The following is a 22,427-nucleotide window of genomic DNA, read 5'->3' on the forward strand; positions in this document are numbered from 1 at the left end:
ATATTAATCTTCCATTATTAACAATGGATCTATTTGTTTATTGGTTTTTGCACCTAATTTCTTTAAGTTTTCCACTTTTACTATTAGATTTCCGTTTCCGGACGAAAGCTTCCCAAACGCGTCTGAATATGATTCTTTCGCTTTATCAAGATTGTCACCCACCTTTTTAAGATCAGCGATAAATCCAACAAACTTATCATAAAGCGCACCAGCCTTTGTAGCAATATCAATGGCGTTGCGGGTTTGTTGCTCCTGTTTCCAGATTGAAGCAATAGTTTTTAAAGTAGCCAGTAAGGTAGATGACGTTACGATCACCACTCTTTTACTCCAGGCAAATTCAAATAACTCCACATCATGTTGAACAGCAATCGCAAAAGAAGATTCTACCGGAATAAACAATAAAACGAAATCAGGCGAATTAACACGATACAAATCGCTGTAATTTTTGTTGCTGAGGCCTTTGATATGTGCTTTTATCGAGCCTATATGATCATTTAAGTGTAAGAGCCTTTCTTCTTCCATTTCGCAGTTCATTAATCGTTCATAAGCTATTAATGAAACCTTCGAATCAATAATGATATGTTTATTGTCTGGCAGTGTAATTACTATATCCGGTTGCAACCGGTTACCATTTTCGTCGGTAAAACTGCTTTGTTTTGTATATGATTCTCCGTTGATAAGTCCGGAGAGTTCTAATATTCTGTCCAATACAAACTCGCCCCAGTTACCTTGTTTCTTTGTGTCGGCTTTTAATGCTTTTGTTAGGTTATGGGCATCCTGACTTATTTTATAGTTGAGTTCGATCAGCTTTCCAAGCTCGCCTTTTAATATGTTTCGCTCGTCAGACTCGGCTTTATATACCTTTTCCACCTTGTCTTCAAAAGCTTTGATATTTTCTTTTAGTGGATTTAATAGTTGGTCGAGGTTTAACTTATTTACCTCGGTAAATCGAAGTGTCTTTTCGTCTAAAATTTTTCCGGCAATGAGCTCAAACTCTTTGTGGAATTTTTGCTGGAGCAATTCGATTCCTGCTTTTTGCTCGGCTAGTTTTTCCACTTGAGCCTGGTAAAATGCTTTGGAGCTTTCGAGCGAGTTGCTGGCCTCAGCCAGTTTTTCCCTTTCGGTTTGCAGCTCCCTCAATAAACGGTGCTTTTCGTCCATAAAAAACGATGCCATATTCTCTTTTTCGATGATAAGGTTGTCACATCGCTCTTCAACTCTGGCCAGTTTTAATCCGATTTGAATCTTTTCTTCAAGCGCAGATCTCAACAAGCTCGACACTCTGATGTATCTAAAATAAATCAGGGCAAAAGCTGCAGCTGTAGCGATAAGTAGGAGAATAAGTTGGGTATTCATTTTGCTAAAAATTTTATCAAAAATCTGAATCTTTAATCAAACGAGCAAAAATAATTAGTCACGGAGCATACTAATCTCCTAGCAAAATGTCAGTCACAGGAAATTTATTCCTGCCAAAACCCTAAAAGCGTAAAAAATAAGTTAATATATGAGTAAGGAATACTTTTTGATTATCTTCACTAAAATCACATTAAGAAAATGGGAATTATAATTTTTATTGGAATTGCAATAGTAAGCTTTCTGGTGCAATCCAGGTTTAAATCGAAGTTTAGAAAATACTCAGAAACACCTCTTTCATCCGGTTTAACCGGACGGGATATTGCTGAAAAAATGCTTCATGATCACGGGATCCGTGACGTAAGAATTTTATCGTCCGAAGGATCTTTGTCTGACCACTACAATCCAGCCGACAGGACCGTTAATTTAAGTCCGGAAGTTTATGGAGGTCGTAGCATCGCAGCAGCAGCTGTAGCGGCGCACGAGTGCGGCCACGCGGTACAACATGCGAAAGCCTATTCATGGCTTCAGTTCCGTTCGGCTATGGTACCTGCGGTTAATATAGCATCCAACTTATTGCAATATGTATTTATGCTCGGTATCATTATGCTTGGAACCGGTATGGGCGAAACAATGCTTTGGGTGGCTTTTGGTTCGATGATCGTAGTTACTTTGTTTAGTGTGGTAACGTTACCGGTAGAATTTGACGCAAGTAACCGGGCTCTGGCGTGGTTGCAAACTAACCGCGGCATAATGCAGACAAGCATTGAACACAATCAGTCAAAAGACGCACTTTGGTGGGCAGCAATGACCTACGTGGTTGCCGCTCTGGGTTCTGTAGTTCAGTTACTGTATATCGCGATGATGCTTTTCGGAGGAAGAAGCGACGACTAGAAGATTCGCTAATTAAAAAAAGCTTTCTGAATTCAGAAAGCTTTTTTTATGCCTTTTAATCTGGATATCAACAAACTCCGTTAATACTTTTCGTGTTTATCTAATTGAGCTTGTAAGGCGCAATCATATTGAATTCAGGAATCTTTACTTCAAACTCCTCATTATCTACCAGACGGCGCATTTCGTAACTCCCTTTCATGCTGCCGATATCCGTTTTAAGATTACAGCCCGAAACGTATTCATGATAATCTCCCGGATCTATAACGGGTTGAAGACCCACGACTCCGTCGCCTTCCACTTCGCGATGGGTGCCATTCGAGTCAAAAATGAACCAGTGCCGGCGCATTAACTGGACACTATAATCTGTAAGATTCTCGATATTTATTTTGTAGGCAAACATGTAATGATCATTTGCCGGATTCGAATATTCGGGTTGGTAGATAGTTTCTACTGATATTTTAACGCCTTCGGTAATGTGTGTAATCATAACAGAATCTGGTTTAAGTTAATGATATAAATCTTAAATCCAAAAATCAAGCCAAGACCTCATCAAATTTATTGCTGATGTCTTCAAGTACTTCATTTATAGCATTCAGGCTTTCCAGTTTTACCAGCTGCATCCGGTAATCTTTGAAATTGGGAATTCCTTTAAAATAATTTGAATAGTGCCTGCGCATCTCAAAAATGCCGGTTTTTTCGCCTTTCCATTCTATCGATTTTAGAAGATGGGTTCTGCAAACATCAATTCTTTCAGACAAAATTGGGCCAGACAAATATTCTCCCGTTGCAAAAAAGTGTTTAATTTCTCTGAAAATCCAGGGGTAACCGATGGCAGCTCTGCCAATCATGATTCCATCTACCTCGTATTCCATTCGCCAGTTGGCAGCTTTTTCGATCGAATCCACGTCTCCGTTACCAAAAATAGGAATGCTGATTCTCGGATTTCTTTTTATCTCTCTTATCAGGCTCCAGTCGGCCTCGCCTTTGTACATCTGAGCCCGGGTGCGGCCATGAATAGTCAAGGCTTGTATCCCAACATCCTGAAGGCGTTCGGCAACTTCATACACATTTTTGGTATTATCATCCCATCCTAATCTCGTTTTAACAGTTACCGGCAGATGTGTAGATTCTACCACAGCTTTGGTCATTTTAACCATTTTGTCGATGTCCTGAAGCAAGCTGGCGCCGGCACCACGGCAAGCGACATTTTTTACAGGGCAGCCATAATTTATATCTATTAAATCCGGGTTAGCTTTAGAGGCAATTTCCGTTGCTTCGCGCATGCTATCGATATTGCTGCCAAATATTTGTATCCCGATAGGACGTTCATACTCGAATATATCGAGCTTTTGCACGCTTTTGGCAGCATCTCGAATCAATCCTTCGGACGAAATAAATTCGGTATACATCATATCCACGCCATTTTGCTTACAAACAAAACGGAAAGGCGGATCGCTCACATCCTCCATGGGTGCTAGAAGCAGAGGGAAGTTACCCAAATCAATATTTCCAATTTTAACTGCCATCGGCTTACCTAATACTTTATCTTTGTGCGCTTGTAACACGAATTTACAAAAATAGTATTATTAGATCGAACATGATTGCCAGGCCGTCAGAACAGCGTCATCCTTTAACAGCGCTTATTTTGCTTATTGCGATTGCCCTGGGAACTTTGGTGTTATTTGTAACACTTGCGCAATTTTTAGGGTCGCTGATTTATGGAATAGACATCACCTCGGCAATTCAAAGCGGAAACGCTTCAGCCGATGTACTAAGGCTTTTCAATTCTTGTTATTTATTTGGGATGTTTTTGGTTCCTCCGTTGATTTATGCACGAATCAGGAGTAAAGCACCTCTTCAGTACCTCCAGGTAAAAGCGATAAACCCATGGTATCTGATTTTAATTACATTTTTATTAATGCTTTTTGCGCAGCCCTTTATTGAATGGACAGTGCATATAAATCAACAATTAGAGTTTCCAGCCTTTCTTTCAGGTATCGAAAACTGGATGAAGTACAAGGAAATAGAAGCTGAAATACTGACAAAGCAGCTGTTAGTAATGAACTCCGTGCCTGGCCTGTTGATAAACTTGTTTGTTATAGCGGTTATACCTGCCATTAGCGAAGAACTTTTTTTCAGAGGATGCCTGCAGAAAATTTTCACCACGTGGACAAATAACTACCATTGGGGAGTTTGGATTGCAGCTGCATTATTCAGTGCTATCCACTTACAGTTTTATGGGTTTCTTCCCAGAATGCTGCTGGGTGCACTATTTGGATATCTGTTTGTTTACAGTAAAAGCATCTGGATCCCAATAATTGCTCACTTTTTTAATAATGCCTCTGCAGTAATGGCAGCATATAATTTACAAAGGCAGGGTAAATCTTTGGATATTATCACAAAACCCGAATTTCAACAGTGGTATTTAGTGATACTAAGTGTTATTTTTACGGCTTTACTTTTCAGGATATTTCAGAAACTATCCTGGGGTAATAAAGAATTATCAGATGAACGATAACTGGGTTAAGGTTTTTACGTCGACAGATTTTTTTAAATCTGAGATGGTAAAGCAATTTTTAGTAGAAAACAATATAGATGCGGTAGTTCTGAATAAGCAGGGATATCCTTATAACATTGGCGAGGTTGAGGTTTATGTACAGCCAAAATATTCGACGCACGCTCTGGAACTGATACAGCAGAACGATTTATGAAGGTAAGGGCAATTACAGGGTTTTTTTTCGTTTTGGTGATGCTTGCATCCTTGTTATTGGGGGCGTATGCCTTTGCTGTTTTTTTTATTGTTCTTAGTTTGCTATGCCTGGTAGAATTCTATAAGCTCGTAAAAAACGAAACTATCAGGCCACACCGGTCTCTGGGCGTTCTGCTGGCAGGAACCATTATTACCCCTTTAGTTCTAAATTTCCTTTTCGAGGATTATTTAACCTATATTTTTTTATCGGTACCCGCGGCAATTTCTATTTGCGTAGTTGAATTGTACAGAAAAAAAGAACATCCCTTTATTAACCTTGCTTTCACATATTTTGGGATACTTTTTATCGTAATTCCATTCTGCTTTTTTACTGCCTCAGCATTTATCGGACAAACGTTTAATTTCCACTTTCCACTGGCTTTTATGCTGATGCTATGGGCGAGCGATACGGGAGCATATTTATTCGGAGTTAACTTTGGGAAACATAAGCTATTTGAGAGGCATTCGCCAAAAAAATCCTGGGAGGGTTTCTTTGGCGGAATGTTCACCAGCCTCGTTGCAGCTTTAATCATCAGTACTCAATTTACCGAGCTTTCTGCGGTTCAATGGTGTATTATGTCGTTGATTATTGTGATAGCCGGAACCTTCGGCGATCTGTTTGAATCTATGCTGAAGCGAAGCATCTCTATAAAAGATACCGGTTCCCTGCTTCCGGGACACGGCGGTCTATTAGACCGGTTCGACAGCTTATTATTTGCAGCGCCTCTCGTTTTTCTATATCTATATTGGATACTTAAATTTGGATGATCAGACGATGGAGAATAAGCCTTTATCACCAGAAGAAGACGTAAGCGAAACCCCGGATCCTGCATACAAAGACAGGTCTCTTCTTTACATGGGTTTAGTACTAGGGGTAGTAATTGCAGTAATGGGCTATTTGACATTATTTGTAGAAGATCCCTCAAAATTTTTTGGCAAGGATGACGCCACGAAGCTAAAGGTCGAGGATAAGTCATCGATTCTTAACCAAAGCGAATCGATGAATGATGAGCAGGTTCGCGAAACGCTGATAAAATTTATTGAAGCATTTTATTATGACCAGCGGCGTGGTTATTTTGATCCCCCAAGTTATTTTGCCGACATCACAGAAACATTTTATAATTACCACAATCTTACCCACAAGCGTGTAAAGGAAATTTACTGGCGGCGCATGACCGAGCTGGAAAACTTTAAAAGGATCTGGATAGTCTCTACACTTGATTTTAACCGTACCGATTCCAGGATAACTGCTACCTATTGGGCCAGAGAAAGTTATTTCAGGCGTTCCAGAAACGAGAATTATTCAGCTTTGATTAAATATGAGATGGTGATCGATGATATGGGTAAGATCGTTTCCTTACGGGAAGCAGAAATAAAGGATGTAGAAGTTCAGAAAGTATTACCAGACTCGATTTCTGACAGTGAACTACCGGTGGAACCTATCGAGGGCCAGCAATCTGCTGGAACTGATAAGTTATATGATTTTAGTTTGGTAGATGTTGCGCCAGAGTTTGTAGGAGGGCAACGCGAGCTGACCCGTTACATCAGTAGTAATCTAAGATATCCGGCTGTAGCCAAACAAAACAACGTACAGGGTAAAGTCTACTTGTCGTTTATTGTAGAAAAAGACGGGCAAATTACCGATGTGAAGGTGAAGCAGGGACTCGGCAGCGGCTGCGACGAAGAAGCTGTTCGTCTATTAAGAAATTCGCCTAAATGGCGTCCGGGCTTTGTTAAAGAGCAGCCCGTAAGGACTTATTATGTTTTGCCTGTTACTTTTCAGTTGTAAATAAAGTTTCGATCCTTCTACGGATCGAAACTTTTACTGCTACTTCTTATTCTTCATGCTTCCTTTCAGCGTCTTCATTGGTGCATTTCAATCCATCTTCCGTCATTATCCATTCTGTTGGGGTATTATGCTCGCTTCCCTCACTCCGGCAATCCCAGGGATTTAGATTTCTTAAATGGTGATCAAGATCGTGATCTATTATGATCCGGGTATTTACCGGAATTCTCAAACGCAGATCTAACTCTTGCGCCCGGAATAATCCGGTTCCGGTCAGCGACCAATACTTATCGAATTGAATGACAGAGTCTTGTTGGGTTGTTCGGTAGCTTACACGCTGGGCGGCTTCAATCGCATCTTCCATAGTGCGCCCGCGGCCACTCAGTTCCTTTACCAGCGAGAGTTTGCCATCATCGCTTTTTTCTATGAACAGGTCAAAACGGCGCATTTCGTCGGCAAAGTTCTCATCGCCATAAATCACTCTGCCAGAAAGTTCTCCAGAGTCTATGTTGTATTTAAGGCTGTCCTCCGCTGTAAGAAATATCTTGGAGTTTAGCTTCAGAACAAGGGTTGGGTGTATGTTCAGCTCAGAGGTCTGTTCAACCCGTGCTTCGCTTTTAAAATCGGCGGCTGTCTTAGAACCATAATAGACACCCATGCCAACACCTGTTAGCCACAAAATCAGCATTGCGAACGAGCCATATCTGGATACTACCCTGCGGTTGATTAACACACGTACTGCAAAAAGAGTTAGAGCGAGCAGCGGAATTACCAGGATAAGAAAAGCGCTGAGGAAGATAGGTGCTCTGAAGGCCGGACGTATGGTGTTAAAAGGAAAGTGTTCAAATCCGGTATGATTTACGAAGCCGAGGCCAAATAGCAAACCAATAATCAGAGCAAACAAAGCAAATCCGCTAAGCACAATAATCAGAGCTACCAAGATTTTTATCAGCAGCTTAAGCAGTTTACCGATGAAGCTGAAGATTTCGCGAATCGGGTCGTTGCTTTGGATTCGCTGATAAGGGGCGTTATAAGCGGAGTTAACATCCTGTTTGGACATTTCGGCTTCTTCATCGAAGGTTTTTTTGAAATTCTGAAGATTTATAGGCTCTCCTTTCATTGACATTTTTTCTTGTCTCGTTTTTGCGGTTGGCAGCACGATCCATAGAATTAAGTATGGAATAAGGCCGATACCGGTAAACAGGGTTGATATAAGCGTGATAAGCCTTACCCATTTGGCTTCTATATTAAAATAGTGGCCCAAGCCTGCACATACCCCTCCTATCATACGGTCTTCGCTGTCTTTATACAGGTTTCGGCTCGACTTTAGTTTTGTGGCCTCGAATGTTTCGTCTTCATCGTTGCCTGCAAAATCACTTGCCTTACCCATTTGAGCCGTTATTTCCTCTACATCAGCCAGCACAATTACCTGTTTGCTTTGTTCGGCCAGCCGCTCATTGAACATTTCGGCCAGGCGGTTTTCGATATCAGTTACAATCTCGTCGCTGTCTGGGCTATAGGCGAAGTGCCGTTTAACTTCGGTCATGTAACTTTTTAAAATCTCATAAGCATCCTCTTCAATGTGGAACACGATGCCGTTTATATTAATTATTATGGTTTTATTCATGGCTTGGATATGTTAAGGTTTTATTTCTCTTCCTTCGATAGATGTGTTTACAGCGAATACCAGTTCTGACCAGGTTTTGTCGAGGTGCTCCAGTACTTTGAGGCCCGCTTCTGTAAGAACATAGTATTTCCTTGGAGGGCCAGAAGTTGATTCAACCCAATTGTAGCTCAGCAGCCCATTGTTCTTCAATCTGGTTAGCAGCGGGTAGAGCGTACCCTCTACCACCAGAAGCCTTGCTTTTTTCAGCTCATTAATAATATCCGAAGCATAGATCTCTTTTTTTGATATGATAGAAAGGATACAATATTCGAGTATCCCTTTCCTCATTTGCGTTTGAGTATTTTCCACAATCATCAAGCAAAGATATGTATAGTACTATGTATTGCATAGTAATAGGTATTATTTTTTAATTTTTTATTATTTTCATAACTTTATTAACTTTCTTTTGTTAAAGTGGCCTCCCTGGGCGTGTAATTGACACGAAATTCGAAATCAATTTTTTTAAATAATTTGATACGATTAATTAATATGCTTATATTGTGTTAATCATTAATTTAAAAGGAAAGTATGCGAAGACTTCTATCTGGTTTTTCGACGTGCTGTTTATGTTACTTCAACCCTGGTGTAGGAGGCGCCGGTTAACAGCAATCTGTCTTAATGCCTCTATGGCTCAAATTTTAAAAGGTGACTGCTTTTGACGGTCATTTCGTGCGTTTGTATTTTTTTAATACAAGAGAATTTATTTTAATAATCATTAATTTAAAAGAGAGTATGCGAAAACTTCTATCAAGTTTATCATTGGCGCTACTATGGGCAACATTTGCCTTTGCGCAAGAGCGTACCGTTACAGGTACCGTTACGGCTAAGGATGACGGCGAGGCCCTTCCTGGCGTAAGTATTAGAGTTAAAGGGGCCACCACCGGAACTCAAACGGGGGTAAATGGTCAGTATTCGATATCGGTCCCCCAGAATGCAGTTCTGGTATTTTCTTACATTGGATTTGCGACCCAGGAGATATCTGTAGGTGTCAGAAGCGTTATTGATGTTACCCTGGGAACAGATGCCACTCAACTGAGTGAGGTTGTGGTAACGGCACTTGGTCTTGAACGACAGAAGAAGGATATTGGTTATGCTACTGCTACCATAAGTAACGAAGCTCTAACTCAGGCCAATGCGGTTAACGTTGTGAATGGCTTACAGGGAAAGGTATCAGGATTAAATGTTACTTCAATTAGTAGTGGCGTAACTGAAGATGTTGTAATCACTATGAGAGGACTTCGGTCGCTAACAGGGAATAATGATCCTTTGTTAGTGTTGGATGGAGTTCCAACACAGTTGAGTTACTTGTCTTCAATAAACCCGAACGACATCGCTAATGTATCGGTTCTTAAAGGATCGTCTTCTGCCGGGATTTATGGGTCAGATGCTAGAAATGGAGTAATCGTGGTAACTACCAAGAAGAGTGCTGATAAGCCGGTAATAACCTTTAGTAATTCTACGCAACTTTCAAATATCTCGTTTTTTCCAAAAATGCAAACTCAGTTCGGATCTGGGGGGTACGGCGAATATATACCCTATGAAAATTGGTCGTGGGGGCCAGCTTATGACGGCTCTTCTAAGGAGATTGGAGAAACACTTCCTGACGGAAGTGTTCAAACCGTAAAATACAGTGCCACAGATCAGCGAAAAGAGTTTTTTAATACTGGTGCGACTATTCAGAATGATCTGTCTTTCTCGGCGAATAATTTCTATTTGAGTTTTCAGGATGCAAATATCAAGGGGGTTGTTCCTGATGACGAAAACCGCAGGACTGGAATTAGGCTGAACGCTGGCCGGGAGTACGGGAGATTTAAGGCGAATCTGGGAATAAACTATATTCAAAATAATTACAGCCTGTTTAATGATGATGGAATGTCTGATTTTTTCACCGCGCAAGGATCGGGGGGAAATGATGGGTTAATGAGCCAGATTTTCAATACGCCGGCTCATATTCCGTTGTCAAATTATAAAAACTTTAATAGCGATCCGTTTTCTTCTTATAATAATTATTATAACAGGTATGGGTTGAATCCTTATTTTGCGATTGATAACTGGCGAAATGATGGTAAGAGGCAAGATATTTTAGCCAATATTCAGCTAGAACTTAAGGCGGCAGATTGGTTAAACTTCACATATCGTCCCGCATTTTCAGCCCGGACTATTGCTGAACGATTCTATTCAAGAGGGGAAGCTATCAATCAATTTGGAGATGACCGGGATTTTAACACTATTCCCGGAGTCGCTAACGAACGATCATATAACTCAACACGATTGTCATCCGATTTATTCGGACAGCTAAATAAGGAAATTAATGGCAACTTTAATGTTGGTGCTATTTTAGGAACTTATGTAAGTCAAATCGCTTCTCGCGACTCAAGAGTAGGGGCATCTAGTCTTGTAGTTCCTGAGGTCTTCAACGTAGCCAATCGTACGGGAAATCTGAGTGGTTCCTCTCCCGAAAGCAAAGTAAGAGAATTCGCTGTTTATGGAAGTGCAAATGTGGGCTACAAAGGATGGGCAAATATTGAATTCACTGGTAGAAACGAGTGGACCTCTGTACTTGCTATCGGAAATAACTCTTTCTTTTACCCTGGGGTAAATGCTTCATTTGTTGCAACGGATGCCATTGAAGCGTTAAAAGGCAATAACATTCTTAGCTATTTAAAATTAAGAGCTGCCTGGACAAAGACCGGAAATGCCGATATCGATCCATATCAGCTAGCTGCGGTATTTACACAACCGAATGTTGATGGTAAGTTTTACACCGGATTTCCATACGGGCCTCTAGCAGGATATTCTGCCGGTAATACGACCTTTGATGCTAACTTAAAACCTGAGTTTACCAACAGCATGGAGTTCGGGGCCGAATCATCTTTCTTTAATGGAAGGGTAAATCTGGAAGGAACTTATTTTCACCAAAAGAATACTAACCAAATAATAAATGTTAGAGTATCTGATGCAACAGGGTATAACTTTGCTAATCTAAATGCAGCTTCCTTTATTAATAAAGGTTTCGAACTCGACATGAGGTTAACGCCGCTGGTGAAATTCAGAGATGGAAACGTTCAGTTCAGGGCTAATGCCACATATAACGACAGTGAAGTCACAAGTATCTACTCAGGGCTCGATCAGTTAAGCATAGGCGGTTATTTATCCTCTGGTAATGCTGCTATTGTTGGGCGCCCGGCATTTGTAATTAAGGCGACTGATTATAAAAGAGACGACGAGGGCAGAATTATAGTGGACAGACTTTCTGGTTATCCAAGTCAGGACCCCAACACCAAGGAATTTGGCCGGACGTTACCGCTTTGGATTGTCGGACTTAATCCTTCTGTGAATTGGAAAGGATTTAATTTGTCCGCATTGGCAGAATATAAAGGCGGGCATCAGGTTTCTTTCTATGCAATGGGGGGTGATATGGCATGGACCGGTACATCTGCCGCTACTGCACGCAATAACAGAGAGCGTTTCGTCATTCCGAATTCTTCTTACGAGGACCCCAATAATCCCGGTACGTACATCGCCAATACAAATGTTACAGTAAGTAACGTCAACGACTTTTATACAGGCGTCTATCAGGATGTGGCATCTAACTTTATCACCAGTGCGGCGGCGTGGCGCTTAAGAGAACTTGCGTTATCGTTTGATATTCCCGCGAAGTTTTTAGCAAGGCAGAAGGTTGTAAAGGGCGCGTCGCTTGCATTAACAGGAAGAAATTTATTTGTGTGGGTGCCGAAAACAAACGAGTTTACTGACCCCGACTTTAACAGTGTGCGCGAAGACTATCCAAATACATTTGGTATAGTTAATTCGCAGTCAAATCCACCGGTGCGCATTTATGGAGCAAACTTGGTCGTGAGGTTTTAAAAATTAGATATTAATTTAAAAGACATGAAAAAAGTCATATATAGTTTTTTAGCATTTCTGTTGATTGTTACTTCAGGATGTAAAAAGGATTTTTTTGATATAAATGAGAACCCTAATTCTCCAACAGAAGAGTCGATGACTCCGGATCTCATTTTACCAATTGTGCTGCATCAGGCAGCAAAGAAAATGGCAACATCTTATGATTATGCTGCTCATTGGACGGGCTATTGGGCACGGTCTGGTTCATTTGGGCCAAGTAACCCGTTGGAAAATTACGATTTAACCACCTCCTACGAATCTAATGAATGGGTGAATGGAAGTACAGCGGTTTATGATCCGACGGTATCTTGGTACAACATATTAAAAGACGCCGATGTAATGGAGAAGCGCGCAGCAGCCACAGGACAAACTTTTTATGTGGGTATTGCCAAAGTGATAAAGTCAATAGGGTTTATGTATTTAGTTGACCAATATAATAATGTGCCGTATTCAGATGCATTTGTTTTGGGGTCAATACAGCCCAAGTATGACAAGGGGCAGGATATCTACAATGACCTTCTGGCTCAATTAGATGAGGCTGTTAAGCTGTTTGCATCGGCCGATGTACTCGCCAATACAAATATTCAGACTGCTGATATTATGTTTGAGGGTGATGCATTGATGTGGAGAAAGTTGGCTAACTCTCAGCGATTGAAGTTACTTATACATCAATCTGAAGTTTTTGGTGCAACAGCTCCAACAGCAGAACTAGCTAAAATTACCGCTGATGGCAGTGGGTTTTTGATGGCCGGAGAGACGGCTGCGGTAAACCCGGGATATAACGGAGCAGAATACCAGCTGAATCCGTTCTATAATGCATACAAGAAAAACTTTTCTGGTTCAACGGCCGATGACTTTAACCGGGCGAACAATTATGTCCTGGACAAACTCCGGAGTAGTAACGATATTCGTTACCAGTACTACTTCAGTCCCGCTGCCTCTCCACTAGCTGGAAATACCTATTGGGGCTATGATTTTGGCTTTGTCGATCAAGATCCGAATCAGCCGAAAGCAGGTAATTCTTCTGATGTGGCTGGCCCTGGCTTAGCAAAGAGTCCATCCCAAGATCAATGGGTGTTCACATCAGTCGAAAGCTTATTCCTTCAGGCAGAAGCCAAGCAAAGAGGATGGTTATCCGGCGATCCGAAAGCAGCTTATCAAGATGCGGTAAGAGAATCATTTACATGGCTGGGTGTCCCTAATGCTGTTGCCACCGCTAACGCATATATGGCTCAAAATACTCCTCTTACAAATTATGATCACCCGAGTAACACTGATAAGGTTCGATTTATCGTGATGCAAAAATATTTATCACTGGTTGGAATAAATAATTTCGAAGCTTGGGTGGACTACCGACGGTTAGGGGTTCCTACAGATTTGCCTTTGTCTGAATCGCCAAGCCGAAACAACCGCTCCATACCGGTTAGGCTGTTATATCCTCAAGAGGAATATAATTACAATGCCCCGAACGTGGCAGCAGAAGGCGAGATAAGCGCTCAGACATCAAAAGTTTTTTGGGATAAATAATAAACTATAAAAAGATGAAATTTAAGAGAATATACAGGCACTTGCTTTTCGCAGCGATGGCCTTAGGCCTTACAGCATGTTTAAAGGATGATGAAAGGTTTACTACAGCGGATATTGCAACCCACCGGATTATTGAATTGCCGGCAACATCGCAGTTTAGAGCTGTCGCTCTGCCTTTTGAAGACCGGGATACTATAATTAGCCCAATCACAGTAAATCTGGCTGCTTCGGAGGTGGCATCTGAGGATATTACAGTAAATCTCACCACCGTTAACAGTAAAAAGGTAATAGACAATTATAATAACGTTAATCACTCACATGTGGAGATATTACCATCGTCGTTGTATACACTGCAGGGCACCGGACTTACAGTTACCATTCCGAAAGGGAGCAATACGGGGAAAGTAAATCTTCAAATTAATGCTGTAGATTTAGACCCGTCGATTACTTATGGATTAGCTTTTAATATCACCGGAGTTGATAAAGAGGGTTATGTAATCAGTGGGAACCTGGATACCGTTTTAGTTACTTTCGGAGCGAAAAATGATTATGATGGCGCTTATTCGTTGGAAATTAGAATCGACGCGTCAGATCGCCCAACTGTACAAACCGGAGTGTGGGGTGAATGGGGCGGTGAGGTCCATCTGGTAACAACGTCGGGTAGTTCCGTAAACTTGTTCGACGATTGGGGTTTTGGGCAGTTCATCCAGCCCATAATCACTTCTACAGGCGGCTATAGTGGCTTTGGACAAACAAATCCACGATTTACAATTGATCCCGCCACCAATAAAATAATTTCAATCACAAATGATGCTCCTGTGGGGACTCTAAACCGAAGATTTGAAATAGATCCTGAAGGACCAAACTATTACGACCCCGCGGAAAAGAAAATTTATGCAAGCTTTATAATGACGCAGACGGGCTTTGCTCCAGCGAAAATAAAAGATGTATTTACTTTTGTCGGGCCACGTCCATAAAGAAGAAAAACGTGTTAATAAGAACAGCCCCAAAACTTGGGGCTGTTTATTTATGCGACATTGAGGTAGTGTCATCTTGTTAGAGTAACCTCGACTCTCAAATTCTGCCAACTTTGTTCTGCGTTTCCTGAAACTATGGGTCTTTTGCCGCCCATACCTGCACACGACAGCCGTTTCTCAGCGATACCTTTTTTCATTAGATACTGTTTTACCGCAATCGCCCGGTTAAAAGAGAGCCGCTGAAGATACCCGGCATCTGCAAAAGGATTATTATTAGTATGCCCGGTTATTCTGATGTTCCAATTTTTTCTGATCTTTAAAAATTCAACTAAACGCCCCAGCTCAGGTTCCGAATTTGGACTTAGTAAATCTTTATCCGGCCTAAAGTGTATATTGAATAATAGCAACTTTTGGGTATCCTCTATTTTACTTAGCTTGAAATCCTGAACTGTCGCATCCAAATCTAGGTCCGAAGTCTCAAACAAATATCCCGGAAACGCGGCTGTAATATTCAAGGGCCGCCCGGCAGGTATCTGTAATTTGTACGTTCCGTTTTTTTCCGCAACAGTTTCGGCCAAGCGCACGCCCGTCGAATCATCTTCACAGAAAATCTGTGCGCCTAATGGCGTCCCGGTATTTTCGTCAGCCACCGCACCGGAGAGCATTCTGTAAGATATGATACGCGGCCTCAGCTCACACACAAAATCAAACCCCGCCCCCGATTCATAAATATTGTCGATTATCAATGCCAGCCTTTGCCCTCTTTTTACCAGTATGGCTTTAGAATAACTTCGTCCTGGCCCCGGTGCTTCGAATATAGGCCATGCGCCGTCTTTCGTGCCGGTTTTCCCCTGTATTTTCGGGTCATTACGGCTATTGTTAGAGCGTAGTAATAATGGTTTGTCCTGCTTAATGTTTTCTTTTAGATTGGGGTTGTTTTCAAAAAGCATCCAGTCGTAATCGTCAGAAGCTCTATGTGGTTTTATTTCGAAGGTTAAGATCCCGTTAAACGGGATGTCGAGTGCCAGCCAGATGGTGTTGCGCTCCTGTTCAAAATAATATGCCGACTTCTTGGTGCTCCTAGGGAATTCCTGCGAAAGACCAAAGCCTTTCGGGGAAGAAGAGAACGAATACGGTGTGTTCACAAAAATTTGTTTTGCGCCCGGTAAATCAGCAGAAGCAGAATGCGGTGACTGCCCTTGGGAGCCAGAAAAAGAAAATATCAGTAAAATGAAAGTCAGTAAGCGAATCATTAATGCTTACTCAGAACGGTAGTTTTGTATAAGAGCATGTTAGGCGAAAGATAATTTGGTTTTCTCTGGTTCTACTGATAAAGTTACAACTTTCCCTAAAACAAGCGCATGATTATCAGCAAGATGGCCAGCTGGAAAATCAAAGCATACCGGATATTCATAATCTTTAACATGTTCGAGTACAATTTGTTCCAGACTGCTGCCAAAGGGGATATCATTGTCTTTAAGATCCGTAAATCCTCCAACGATAAGTCCTTTTAGGCGCGCCAGCTGTCCGCCCCGCCGCAGGTTCCACAACATCCTGTCGATTGAATACATATATTCTCCCACGTCTTCGATGAACAGGATCTTACCGGTATACTCCATTTCAGAAATTGAATTGTTCATCATCACCAGCAAGGTAAGGTTTCCGCCAATGAGTTCTCCTTCGGTAGTTCCACACCGATTAAGCGGGTTACTTACTATTTCATAGCCTAATTGTTCTCCAAACAAGGCTTTTCGCAAAGATTCAAGCGAGGGCTTTGTCCCATCGGGAATGTTGAGCGGCATTTGCCCATGGATGGTTTGTATCCGGCAGGTCTCGTTGATGTGGCTATGTAAAATGGTTATATCGCTAAAGCCCACCAGCCATTTCGGATTCTGTTTAAAGTTCCAAAAGTTTAAGTCATCTATAATCCGGATAGTTCCGTAGCCACCTCTTGCAGCAATTATGGCCTTAATAGTTTTATCGTCAAGAAAGCTTTGTAAATCTCTGCGCCGCAACTCGTCGCTACCGGCATATTGATGATGTGAAGCCTGGACGGTTTCTCCGAGAATAACTTCAAGGTCCCATGACCTCAGTAATTTAACGGCACTGTCTATTGTGCCTGGTAACTTTTTGGCTGGACAAGTGATCGCGATTTTGTCTCCTTTTCTTAAAAATGGCGGAGCGAGGGTTTTATCTTGCATGGTTTATGATATGCAAATATGCAAATTTGCGATTATGCGGAAGTACATTTCCCTATCTTTGTGCCCGATATAAATTTAATAGATGTCTGAACTAGATAAATATAAACGCTTTACAGTTACTTCAGCACTTCCATATGCAAACGGCCCTCTGCATATTGGCCATTTAGCCGGAGCATATATTCCTGCCGATATTTTTGTAAGGCATATGCGTCTTAAGCGGAAAGACATCGTGTATATCTGCGGGTCTGACGAACACGGGGCCGCTATTACTATTAAAGCAAAAAAAGAAGGCATCACTCCCGAACAAATCATAGATAAATATCACTTTCAGATAAAGAAAAGTTTCGAAGAGTTTGGTATAGGATTCGATATCTACCACCGGACTTCCGCTAAAATACATCACGAGCTTTCGCAGGAGTTTTTTCTCAATCTTTATGAAAAAGGCGAATTTATTGAGAAGGAATCTGAACAATATTATGACGAGGAATTCGACCAGTTTTTAGCCGACCGATATATCACTGGGACCTGCCCAAATTGTAATAATGAAGGCGCTTACGGCGATCAGTGCGAGAAATGCGGGACTTCTCTTAATCCTCTCGATCTTATCAATCCCAAATCTACCCTAAGCGGAAAAGCTCCCGTTTTGCGTGTTACCAAGCACTGGTATCTGCCATTAGACAAATATCAGCCATGGTTGGAAGAATGGTTGATTGAAGGAAAGAAAAATAAGTGGAAAAGTAACGTTTACGGGCAGTGCAGCTCATGGCTTAAAGCCGGTTTGCAGCCGCGTTCGATGACCAGGGATTTAGACTGGGGAATCGACGTTCCGCTTGAAGAAGCTAAGGGTAAAAAACTGTACGTTTGGCTCGATGCTCCTATCGGATATATTTCGGCAACAAAGCAATGGGCAGAAGACAAAGGAAAGGATTGGGAGCTCTATTGGAAGAAGCAAAGTAGCGAAGCGGACGAGTCTTGTCTGGTCCACTTTATCGGCAAAGATAATATCGTTTTTCATTGCATTACGTTTCCCTCCATCCTGCATGCGCATGGAGAATACATTCTCCCGCAAAACGTACCCGCTAATGAATTTCTTAACCTCGAGGGGGATAAACTCTCGACATCCAGAAACCACGCCGTTTGGCTGCATGAATACCTTGAAGAATTTCCGGGCAAACAGGATGAGCTGCGTTATGTGCTTACTTCGATTCTGCCGGAGACATCTGACAGTGAGTTTACATGGAAAGACTATCAGGCTCGAATTAATAACGAACTGGTCGCAATATTGGGCAACTTTATCAATCGTGTGATGATATTGATGCACAAGTATTATGAAGGAAAAGTCGGGGGCGGTGCAGAATTAACGGATCCGGCACTAAACGAGCAAATAGGAAAAACCTACGACGAAGTTGAGCAAAGCATAGAAAGCTACAAATTCCGTCAGGCCTTGTCTGCCGTGATGGATCTGGCCCGGGTGGGTAACCGGTATCTTACCGAGAACGAACCCTGGAAAACATTTAAAACTGAACCTGAAAGAACCAGAGCAGTATTGCAGAACAGTCTGCATATCATCGCACATTTGGGCACCTTGCTTCAACCGATGCTTCCGTCTTCGGCAAAAAAAATATTCTCGATGTTAAATCTGGAGCACGATTTGTTGTTTTACGATCAGGCGATCAGTTTTACCGACGGACACCAGCTTAATCAGGCACAGCTGTTATTTGAGAAGGTTGAGGATTCCGTAATCGAGCAACAACTGGAGAAACTTCGAAATAAAGCTGAAGTGAATGCACCTGCTGCCGAAGTCGTCCCTGCGAAGGAAAATATTAGCTTTGAGCAGTTTGCTGCAATGGATATCAGGGTGGGAACCATATTGGAAGCTGAGAAGGTAGCTAAGACCAAAAAATTATTGAAATTAAAGATCGATACAGGTATCGATCAACGAACGGTTGTATCGGGCATAGCCGAATATTTCGAGCCAGACGCAATTATTGGTAAGCAGGTAAGTATTCTCATAAATCTTGAACCACGGGAGATTAAAGGAATTCTTTCGCAGGGGATGATTTTAATGGCGGAAAATAGCGACGGAAAACTTAGTTTTGTAGCACCGCCGGAAGATATAGCGAACGGCTCTGTTGTAAGATAATGATTGATCTGCACATTTGCATATCATTACATCTGCACATGTTTAAATCAGGTCCCGTAGTTCAACGGATAGAATAGAAGTTTCCTAAACTTTAGATGTGGGTTCGATTCCCGCCGGGACCACAAAAACGCAGCTCCGATCTCAGTAAGCTGCATTTTTTAAATAGATAATTCACCAGATTTGCCTCTAAAATCCGGGTAACAGGGCAACAATCCTCAATAAAATTTTTAACTAGAATTCAATTTTTTGAAACTCTTCCGGGTTTCAAATGTTGATATTCTACGTAGCCGGAGATGGTTCGAATAATTGTTGTTGAGGGATAAGCTTCTCAGGCATCCCATGTACATTCGCGGTGTTCGTCGTTGCATATCAAAAAATTTAAACCTGTTGTTTTGACTAATAAGAAAAATAGCCGCCGCCAAATCCTGAGCCTGGGTATGCAAAAAAGATAATTAAAAAGATAACTGAATTGGCAAAACACGCCAGTAGAAAGAACGCAGAGTAAATATTCGGAATGATGTTAAAGAGTTAAACGTTATTAATTTCTCCTCTATGGATGAGGTCTCAAGCATATATGGTATTGATCCAAATGATCTCATAAATAACCGGGGCTTATTACGATCTATTTTTAACGTTTACGACCATACCATTCTGGTTGTCGAGCTGGCCTTCAGTTCTTCAGGCGCTCTGAATGCCCTACCCATAATGTTTGCCAATTCAGCTGCGCAGCGCTTGTTCCAAACCAGTCTTTCTTCCCAGGCAGATCTTTTAAGCCTTGATATATCCTTCCATAGCGGGCAGTCGTGGGAAAATTTCATCAATCGCTCGCTTGGAGATGAAACTTGCGAAGAGGAAGTGTTATACAATATAAACGGCGTTAGAAAATCCGGCCAAATGGTGGTGCTTAAAGTCAGCAATACCAAACTTATCATTTTATTAAAAGATATAAAACCGTCGGATATAGACCCGCAAATTGCCACGCTGCGGACACTGGATAATAAGACAGAGTGTATGTTGAATTTCGGCAGTTGGGAGTATGATGTTGATGCCGGATCAATGTATTGGTCAAAAGGGATGTATCAAATCTTTAACCTCCCCGACAATTCTCCGGTATCTGCAGATAAGTATTTAGACTTTGCCATACCAGGGGATAAGCTTCTGATAGAAGAGTTCATAATGCGATTAAAGAGCAGCGAATACTCGTTTGAACAAGATCTGGCGCTCAATGTACAGGGAAAGGTAAAGTTAATTCATGTCGAGTCTTCGCCAATTAAAAATGCTTCCGGTAAAATATGTAAGGTTATCGGATTGAATGCCGACATCACCGAAACAGTAGAATTCAAGAAAGAATTAAGCACTCAACAGCATTTTATCGAGCAAATTCTTCAGGCTAGCCCGGTTCTGATAGACATCTATGATCTCAACAGAGAAGTGTTTATTTACTTCAGTAAAGAAGTGTCTCCCTTCGTGGGCTATACATCTGATACGATGCTCTCGATGCGCCCAGAAGAACTGCAGGGCCTGGTAGATGAAGACGATAAACAGCGGGTTCTTGACTTTTTTAATGGTTTCGGCGCCGCGACAGATGACGACATACGAACCATAGAATATCGGATAAAGGCCATAGACAATACTTACCGATGGTTAAAAGTCAGGGCCAAGGTTTTCATGCGGGACGAAAGCGGTAAAGTTAGCCAGGTTATCTGCGCTGTTCAGGATTATACGCTCACCAAAGATGCAGAAGATAGACTGAGAGAGAACGAGATGATGCAACTACTGCTGCAAAGAAAAGATGAATTTATAAATATAGCCTCTCACGAGCTTAAGACGCCGATTACAACCGTTAAAGCCTCCCTGCAAATTCTTCAGCGAATGATGGAGCGGCAAGAAAGAGAGCCTGTGATTAATGTGTTTCTCCAAAAGGCACTTTCACAAACAAATAAACTGGTAGTTTTAACAAGAGATTTGATCGACAATGCCAAACTGCAATCGGGCAAAATGCGATTGAATCTCGAGGTTTTTGATCTGGATACTTTTTTATCTGAAGCCATTGAAGAGCAAATGGAAGGGTTTGAGATCATTGTGGAAAATTTGGTTAAAAGACCGATAAGGGCTGACCGGAGGCGGCTTGAACAAGTTCTTAAAAACTTTTTATCTAATGCAGCCAAGTACTCTCCTTCTGCCGATAAAATCATTGTCAAAGCCGAAGAGGAAATCAATTCTTTTAGAATATCTGTGAAGGATTTTGGGATAGGGATTCCGGACGATAAGGTTTCGAACGTTTTTGACAGGTTTTACCGGGTGGATGAGAAGGCCGTGCAGTTCCCTGGATTGGGGCTCGGGTTACATATTTGTGCTGAGATTATAAAGATGCATGGCGGAGATTACGGCGTGGACAGTGTTTTCGGAGAAGGATCAACATTCTGGTTCTCTATACCCGATACAACTCCCCACTAAGCAAGTTTGTGAATCTTTTCGCGATTGGTTAAATCAGGTCAAAAGCCCTGGCATATTCAGTTATCTCATAAAACGAAGTGGTTTGAAGCTTCTTTTTTATATTTTTTCGATGAGTTTCTACGGTATGGGTAGAGATAAATAATTCTTCTGACGTTTCTGTGGCACCTTTGCCAAGAGCCATTAGTCGTAACACGTCACGTTCACGTTTGCTTAGCTTAGCGTACAAAACCGAGTTTCTCCTGAGAAAGTTATTCTCCTTTAATAACCTGGAAGCTTTCTTCGCCATGTGGTGCATCGAATCAATCGGAAAGGCCATAGTGATTGTCAATAAAGGGTTTCCTGCTGAGTCGCGCGCCAAGATCTTGACACTGGAAAAGTGCCAGTCCCAATCCTCATTTTCTCTTAACCGCACTTGTTGAAAAAACGTACAGATCTCATCATCATTATTTTGTTGTAACAGTCCGAGAATTTTTGGCACGTAGTCTTCAGAATCCTCTTTATTAAAATATTTGGCATAATATTCTTCTGCGGTGATTTTGGTGACTTCTTCCAGGCTCACGCCCAATTGATCCAATCCCTTTTTTGACATCCACGCAACCGACCAGTCCCTTAAGTCATGAATGATCACTACGCCTGGAAGTTTGTCTGCAGTCCTGGAAATTTCTCCTATCGAATCTGCGATTATATCTTGAACGGATAAATTTTGCATATCTAATGTTGTGTACAAGATAGGAGATTTAGTGAAATAATAGTTGTTTAACGCCTGAA

The 22,427-nt window shown here is 41.6% G+C and carries 18 protein-coding genes and 1 tRNA gene; 11 read left to right on the forward strand and 8 right to left on the reverse strand.

From position 1 onward, the window contains the following. Positions 1-3: 3 nt before the first annotated feature. Positions 4-1,356 (reverse strand): DNA recombination protein RmuC, encoded by a 1,353-nt coding sequence (locus J3P43_RS02685; RefSeq protein WP_255898729.1) that lies wholly within the window; start codon positions 1,354-1,356, stop codon positions 4-6. Between the two features lie 198 nt (positions 1,357-1,554). Here J3P43_RS02685 and J3P43_RS02690 point away from each other — a divergent pair, with 198 nt between their 5' ends. Further along, positions 1,555-2,247: a zinc metallopeptidase gene (locus J3P43_RS02690; RefSeq protein WP_255898731.1), complete on the forward strand. Its 693-nt coding sequence runs from the start codon at positions 1,555-1,557 to the stop codon at positions 2,245-2,247. 100 nt (positions 2,248-2,347) lie between these two features. Here J3P43_RS02690 and apaG read toward each other — a convergent pair whose 3' ends face one another. Continuing rightward, entirely contained in the window at positions 2,348-2,734 is a 387-nt protein-coding gene (apaG, locus tag J3P43_RS02695) for a Co2+/Mg2+ efflux facilitator ApaG/CorD (RefSeq protein WP_255898733.1), read from the reverse strand. Positions 2,735-2,780: 46 nt separating this feature from the next. After that, a complete protein-coding gene (gene dusB, locus J3P43_RS02700) occupies positions 2,781-3,773 on the reverse strand; it encodes a tRNA dihydrouridine synthase DusB (protein WP_255898735.1) in 993 nt (330 codons plus the stop codon). A 71-nt stretch (positions 3,774-3,844) separates the two neighbouring features. On the opposite strand from dusB, the gene J3P43_RS02705 reads away from it, so the two are divergent. The 4 genes from J3P43_RS02705 to J3P43_RS02720 are packed head-to-tail and all read left to right on the forward strand — an operon-like array spanning position 3,845 to position 6,785. Beyond that, entirely contained in the window at positions 3,845-4,765 is a 921-nt protein-coding gene (locus J3P43_RS02705) for a CPBP family intramembrane glutamic endopeptidase (protein ID WP_255898737.1), read from the forward strand. Further along, the gene (locus tag J3P43_RS02710; RefSeq protein WP_255898739.1) at positions 4,755-4,958 is read left to right on the forward strand and encodes a putative signal transducing protein; all 204 of its coding nucleotides are present in this window, start codon (positions 4,755-4,757) and stop codon (positions 4,956-4,958) included. Before J3P43_RS02705 ends, J3P43_RS02710 begins: the two co-directional genes overlap by 11 nt. Continuing rightward, positions 4,955-5,764 (forward strand): phosphatidate cytidylyltransferase, encoded by an 810-nt coding sequence (locus J3P43_RS02715; protein WP_255898743.1) that lies wholly within the window; start codon positions 4,955-4,957, stop codon positions 5,762-5,764. The genes J3P43_RS02710 and J3P43_RS02715 overlap by 4 nt, the downstream gene beginning before the upstream one ends. Before the next feature lie 7 nt (positions 5,765-5,771). Then, positions 5,772-6,785, forward strand: coding sequence for an energy transducer TonB (locus J3P43_RS02720; RefSeq protein WP_255898745.1), 1,014 nt, complete (start codon positions 5,772-5,774; stop codon positions 6,783-6,785). A 46-nt stretch (positions 6,786-6,831) separates the two neighbouring features. Here the strand turns inward: J3P43_RS02720 and J3P43_RS02725 are convergent, their stop codons facing one another. Both J3P43_RS02725 and J3P43_RS02730 read right to left on the reverse strand, forming a co-directional pair. Then, entirely contained in the window at positions 6,832-8,409 is a 1,578-nt protein-coding gene (locus J3P43_RS02725) for a PspC domain-containing protein (RefSeq protein ID WP_255898747.1), read from the reverse strand. A gap of 12 nt (positions 8,410-8,421) precedes the next feature. Next, on the reverse strand, positions 8,422-8,763 hold the full coding sequence (locus J3P43_RS02730; protein ID WP_255898749.1) for a PadR family transcriptional regulator: 342 nt from the start codon (positions 8,761-8,763) through the stop codon (positions 8,422-8,424). 417 nt (positions 8,764-9,180) lie between these two features. Here J3P43_RS02730 and J3P43_RS02735 point away from each other — a divergent pair, with 417 nt between their 5' ends. Genes J3P43_RS02735 through J3P43_RS02745 form a run of 3 tightly spaced genes read left to right on the forward strand, consistent with a single transcriptional unit; the run spans position 9,181 to position 14,858 of the window. Next, a complete protein-coding gene (locus J3P43_RS02735) occupies positions 9,181-12,315 on the forward strand; it encodes a SusC/RagA family TonB-linked outer membrane protein (protein WP_255898751.1) in 3,135 nt (1,044 codons plus the stop codon). Positions 12,316-12,339: 24 nt separating this feature from the next. Next, on the forward strand, positions 12,340-13,881 hold the full coding sequence (locus J3P43_RS02740) for a SusD/RagB family nutrient-binding outer membrane lipoprotein (protein ID WP_255898753.1): 1,542 nt from the start codon (positions 12,340-12,342) through the stop codon (positions 13,879-13,881). A gap of 14 nt (positions 13,882-13,895) precedes the next feature. After that, on the forward strand, positions 13,896-14,858 hold the full coding sequence (locus J3P43_RS02745) for a DUF1735 domain-containing protein (RefSeq protein ID WP_255898755.1): 963 nt from the start codon (positions 13,896-13,898) through the stop codon (positions 14,856-14,858). A gap of 71 nt (positions 14,859-14,929) precedes the next feature. Here the strand turns inward: J3P43_RS02745 and J3P43_RS19650 are convergent, their stop codons facing one another. Together J3P43_RS19650 and J3P43_RS02755 are read right to left on the reverse strand one after the other, a co-directional pair. Then, the gene (locus tag J3P43_RS19650) at positions 14,930-16,003 is read right to left on the reverse strand and encodes an OmpA family protein (protein WP_255898757.1); all 1,074 of its coding nucleotides are present in this window, start codon (positions 16,001-16,003) and stop codon (positions 14,930-14,932) included. A 147-nt stretch (positions 16,004-16,150) separates the two neighbouring features. Continuing rightward, positions 16,151-17,059, reverse strand: a complete 909-nt coding sequence (locus J3P43_RS02755; protein ID WP_255898759.1) for a S66 peptidase family protein — start codon at positions 17,057-17,059, stop codon at positions 16,151-16,153. 82 nt (positions 17,060-17,141) lie between these two features. Between J3P43_RS02755 and metG the strand changes: the two genes are divergently transcribed. From metG to J3P43_RS02770, 3 genes are all read left to right on the forward strand, one after another. Next, positions 17,142-19,202, forward strand: coding sequence for a methionine--tRNA ligase (gene metG, locus J3P43_RS02760; protein ID WP_255898761.1), 2,061 nt, complete (start codon positions 17,142-17,144; stop codon positions 19,200-19,202). A gap of 50 nt (positions 19,203-19,252) precedes the next feature. After that, positions 19,253-19,324, forward strand: a tRNA-Arg gene (locus tag J3P43_RS02765). A 430-nt stretch (positions 19,325-19,754) separates the two neighbouring features. Next, positions 19,755-21,659, forward strand: a complete 1,905-nt coding sequence (locus J3P43_RS02770; RefSeq protein WP_255898763.1) for a sensor histidine kinase — start codon at positions 19,755-19,757, stop codon at positions 21,657-21,659. Between the two features lie 28 nt (positions 21,660-21,687). On the opposite strand, the gene J3P43_RS02775 is transcribed toward J3P43_RS02770, so the two are convergent. Then, on the reverse strand, positions 21,688-22,368 hold the full coding sequence (locus J3P43_RS02775) for a helix-turn-helix domain-containing protein (RefSeq protein WP_255898765.1): 681 nt from the start codon (positions 22,366-22,368) through the stop codon (positions 21,688-21,690). Positions 22,369-22,427: the final 59 nt, after the last annotated feature.

Origin of the sequence: Paradesertivirga mongoliensis (assembly GCF_024436395.1) — a bacterium.
In the GTDB taxonomy this organism is placed as follows: Bacteria; Bacteroidota; Bacteroidia; order Sphingobacteriales; family Sphingobacteriaceae; genus Paradesertivirga; species Paradesertivirga mongoliensis.

What these genes read in the sequence shown, in the direction of transcription:
- metG (WP_255898761.1), top strand. Translation starts at nt 17,142, where the DNA reads ATGTCTGAACTAGATAAATATAAACGCTTTACAGTTACTTCAGCACTT.
- apaG (WP_255898733.1), bottom strand. Translation starts at nt 2,734, where the DNA reads ATGATTACACACATTACCGAAGGCGTTAAAATATCAGTAGAAACTATC.
- J3P43_RS02710 (WP_255898739.1), top strand. Translation starts at nt 4,755, where the DNA reads ATGAACGATAACTGGGTTAAGGTTTTTACGTCGACAGATTTTTTTAAA.
- J3P43_RS02730 (WP_255898749.1), bottom strand. Translation starts at nt 8,763, where the DNA reads ATGATTGTGGAAAATACTCAAACGCAAATGAGGAAAGGGATACTCGAA.
- J3P43_RS02770 (WP_255898763.1), top strand. Translation starts at nt 19,755, where the DNA reads ATGGATGAGGTCTCAAGCATATATGGTATTGATCCAAATGATCTCATA.
- J3P43_RS02775 (WP_255898765.1), bottom strand. Translation starts at nt 22,368, where the DNA reads ATGCAAAATTTATCCGTTCAAGATATAATCGCAGATTCGATAGGAGAA.
- J3P43_RS02690 (WP_255898731.1), top strand. Translation starts at nt 1,555, where the DNA reads ATGGGAATTATAATTTTTATTGGAATTGCAATAGTAAGCTTTCTGGTG.
- J3P43_RS02740 (WP_255898753.1), top strand. Translation starts at nt 12,340, where the DNA reads ATGAAAAAAGTCATATATAGTTTTTTAGCATTTCTGTTGATTGTTACT.
- J3P43_RS02735 (WP_255898751.1), top strand. Translation starts at nt 9,181, where the DNA reads ATGCGAAAACTTCTATCAAGTTTATCATTGGCGCTACTATGGGCAACA.
- J3P43_RS02720 (WP_255898745.1), top strand. Translation starts at nt 5,772, where the DNA reads ATGGAGAATAAGCCTTTATCACCAGAAGAAGACGTAAGCGAAACCCCG.
- J3P43_RS02715 (WP_255898743.1), top strand. Translation starts at nt 4,955, where the DNA reads ATGAAGGTAAGGGCAATTACAGGGTTTTTTTTCGTTTTGGTGATGCTT.
- J3P43_RS02705 (WP_255898737.1), top strand. Translation starts at nt 3,845, where the DNA reads ATGATTGCCAGGCCGTCAGAACAGCGTCATCCTTTAACAGCGCTTATT.
- J3P43_RS02685 (WP_255898729.1), bottom strand. Translation starts at nt 1,356, where the DNA reads ATGAATACCCAACTTATTCTCCTACTTATCGCTACAGCTGCAGCTTTT.
- dusB (WP_255898735.1), bottom strand. Translation starts at nt 3,773, where the DNA reads ATGGCAGTTAAAATTGGAAATATTGATTTGGGTAACTTCCCTCTGCTT.
- J3P43_RS02745 (WP_255898755.1), top strand. Translation starts at nt 13,896, where the DNA reads ATGAAATTTAAGAGAATATACAGGCACTTGCTTTTCGCAGCGATGGCC.
- J3P43_RS02725 (WP_255898747.1), bottom strand. Translation starts at nt 8,409, where the DNA reads ATGAATAAAACCATAATAATTAATATAAACGGCATCGTGTTCCACATT.
- J3P43_RS02755 (WP_255898759.1), bottom strand. Translation starts at nt 17,059, where the DNA reads ATGCAAGATAAAACCCTCGCTCCGCCATTTTTAAGAAAAGGAGACAAA.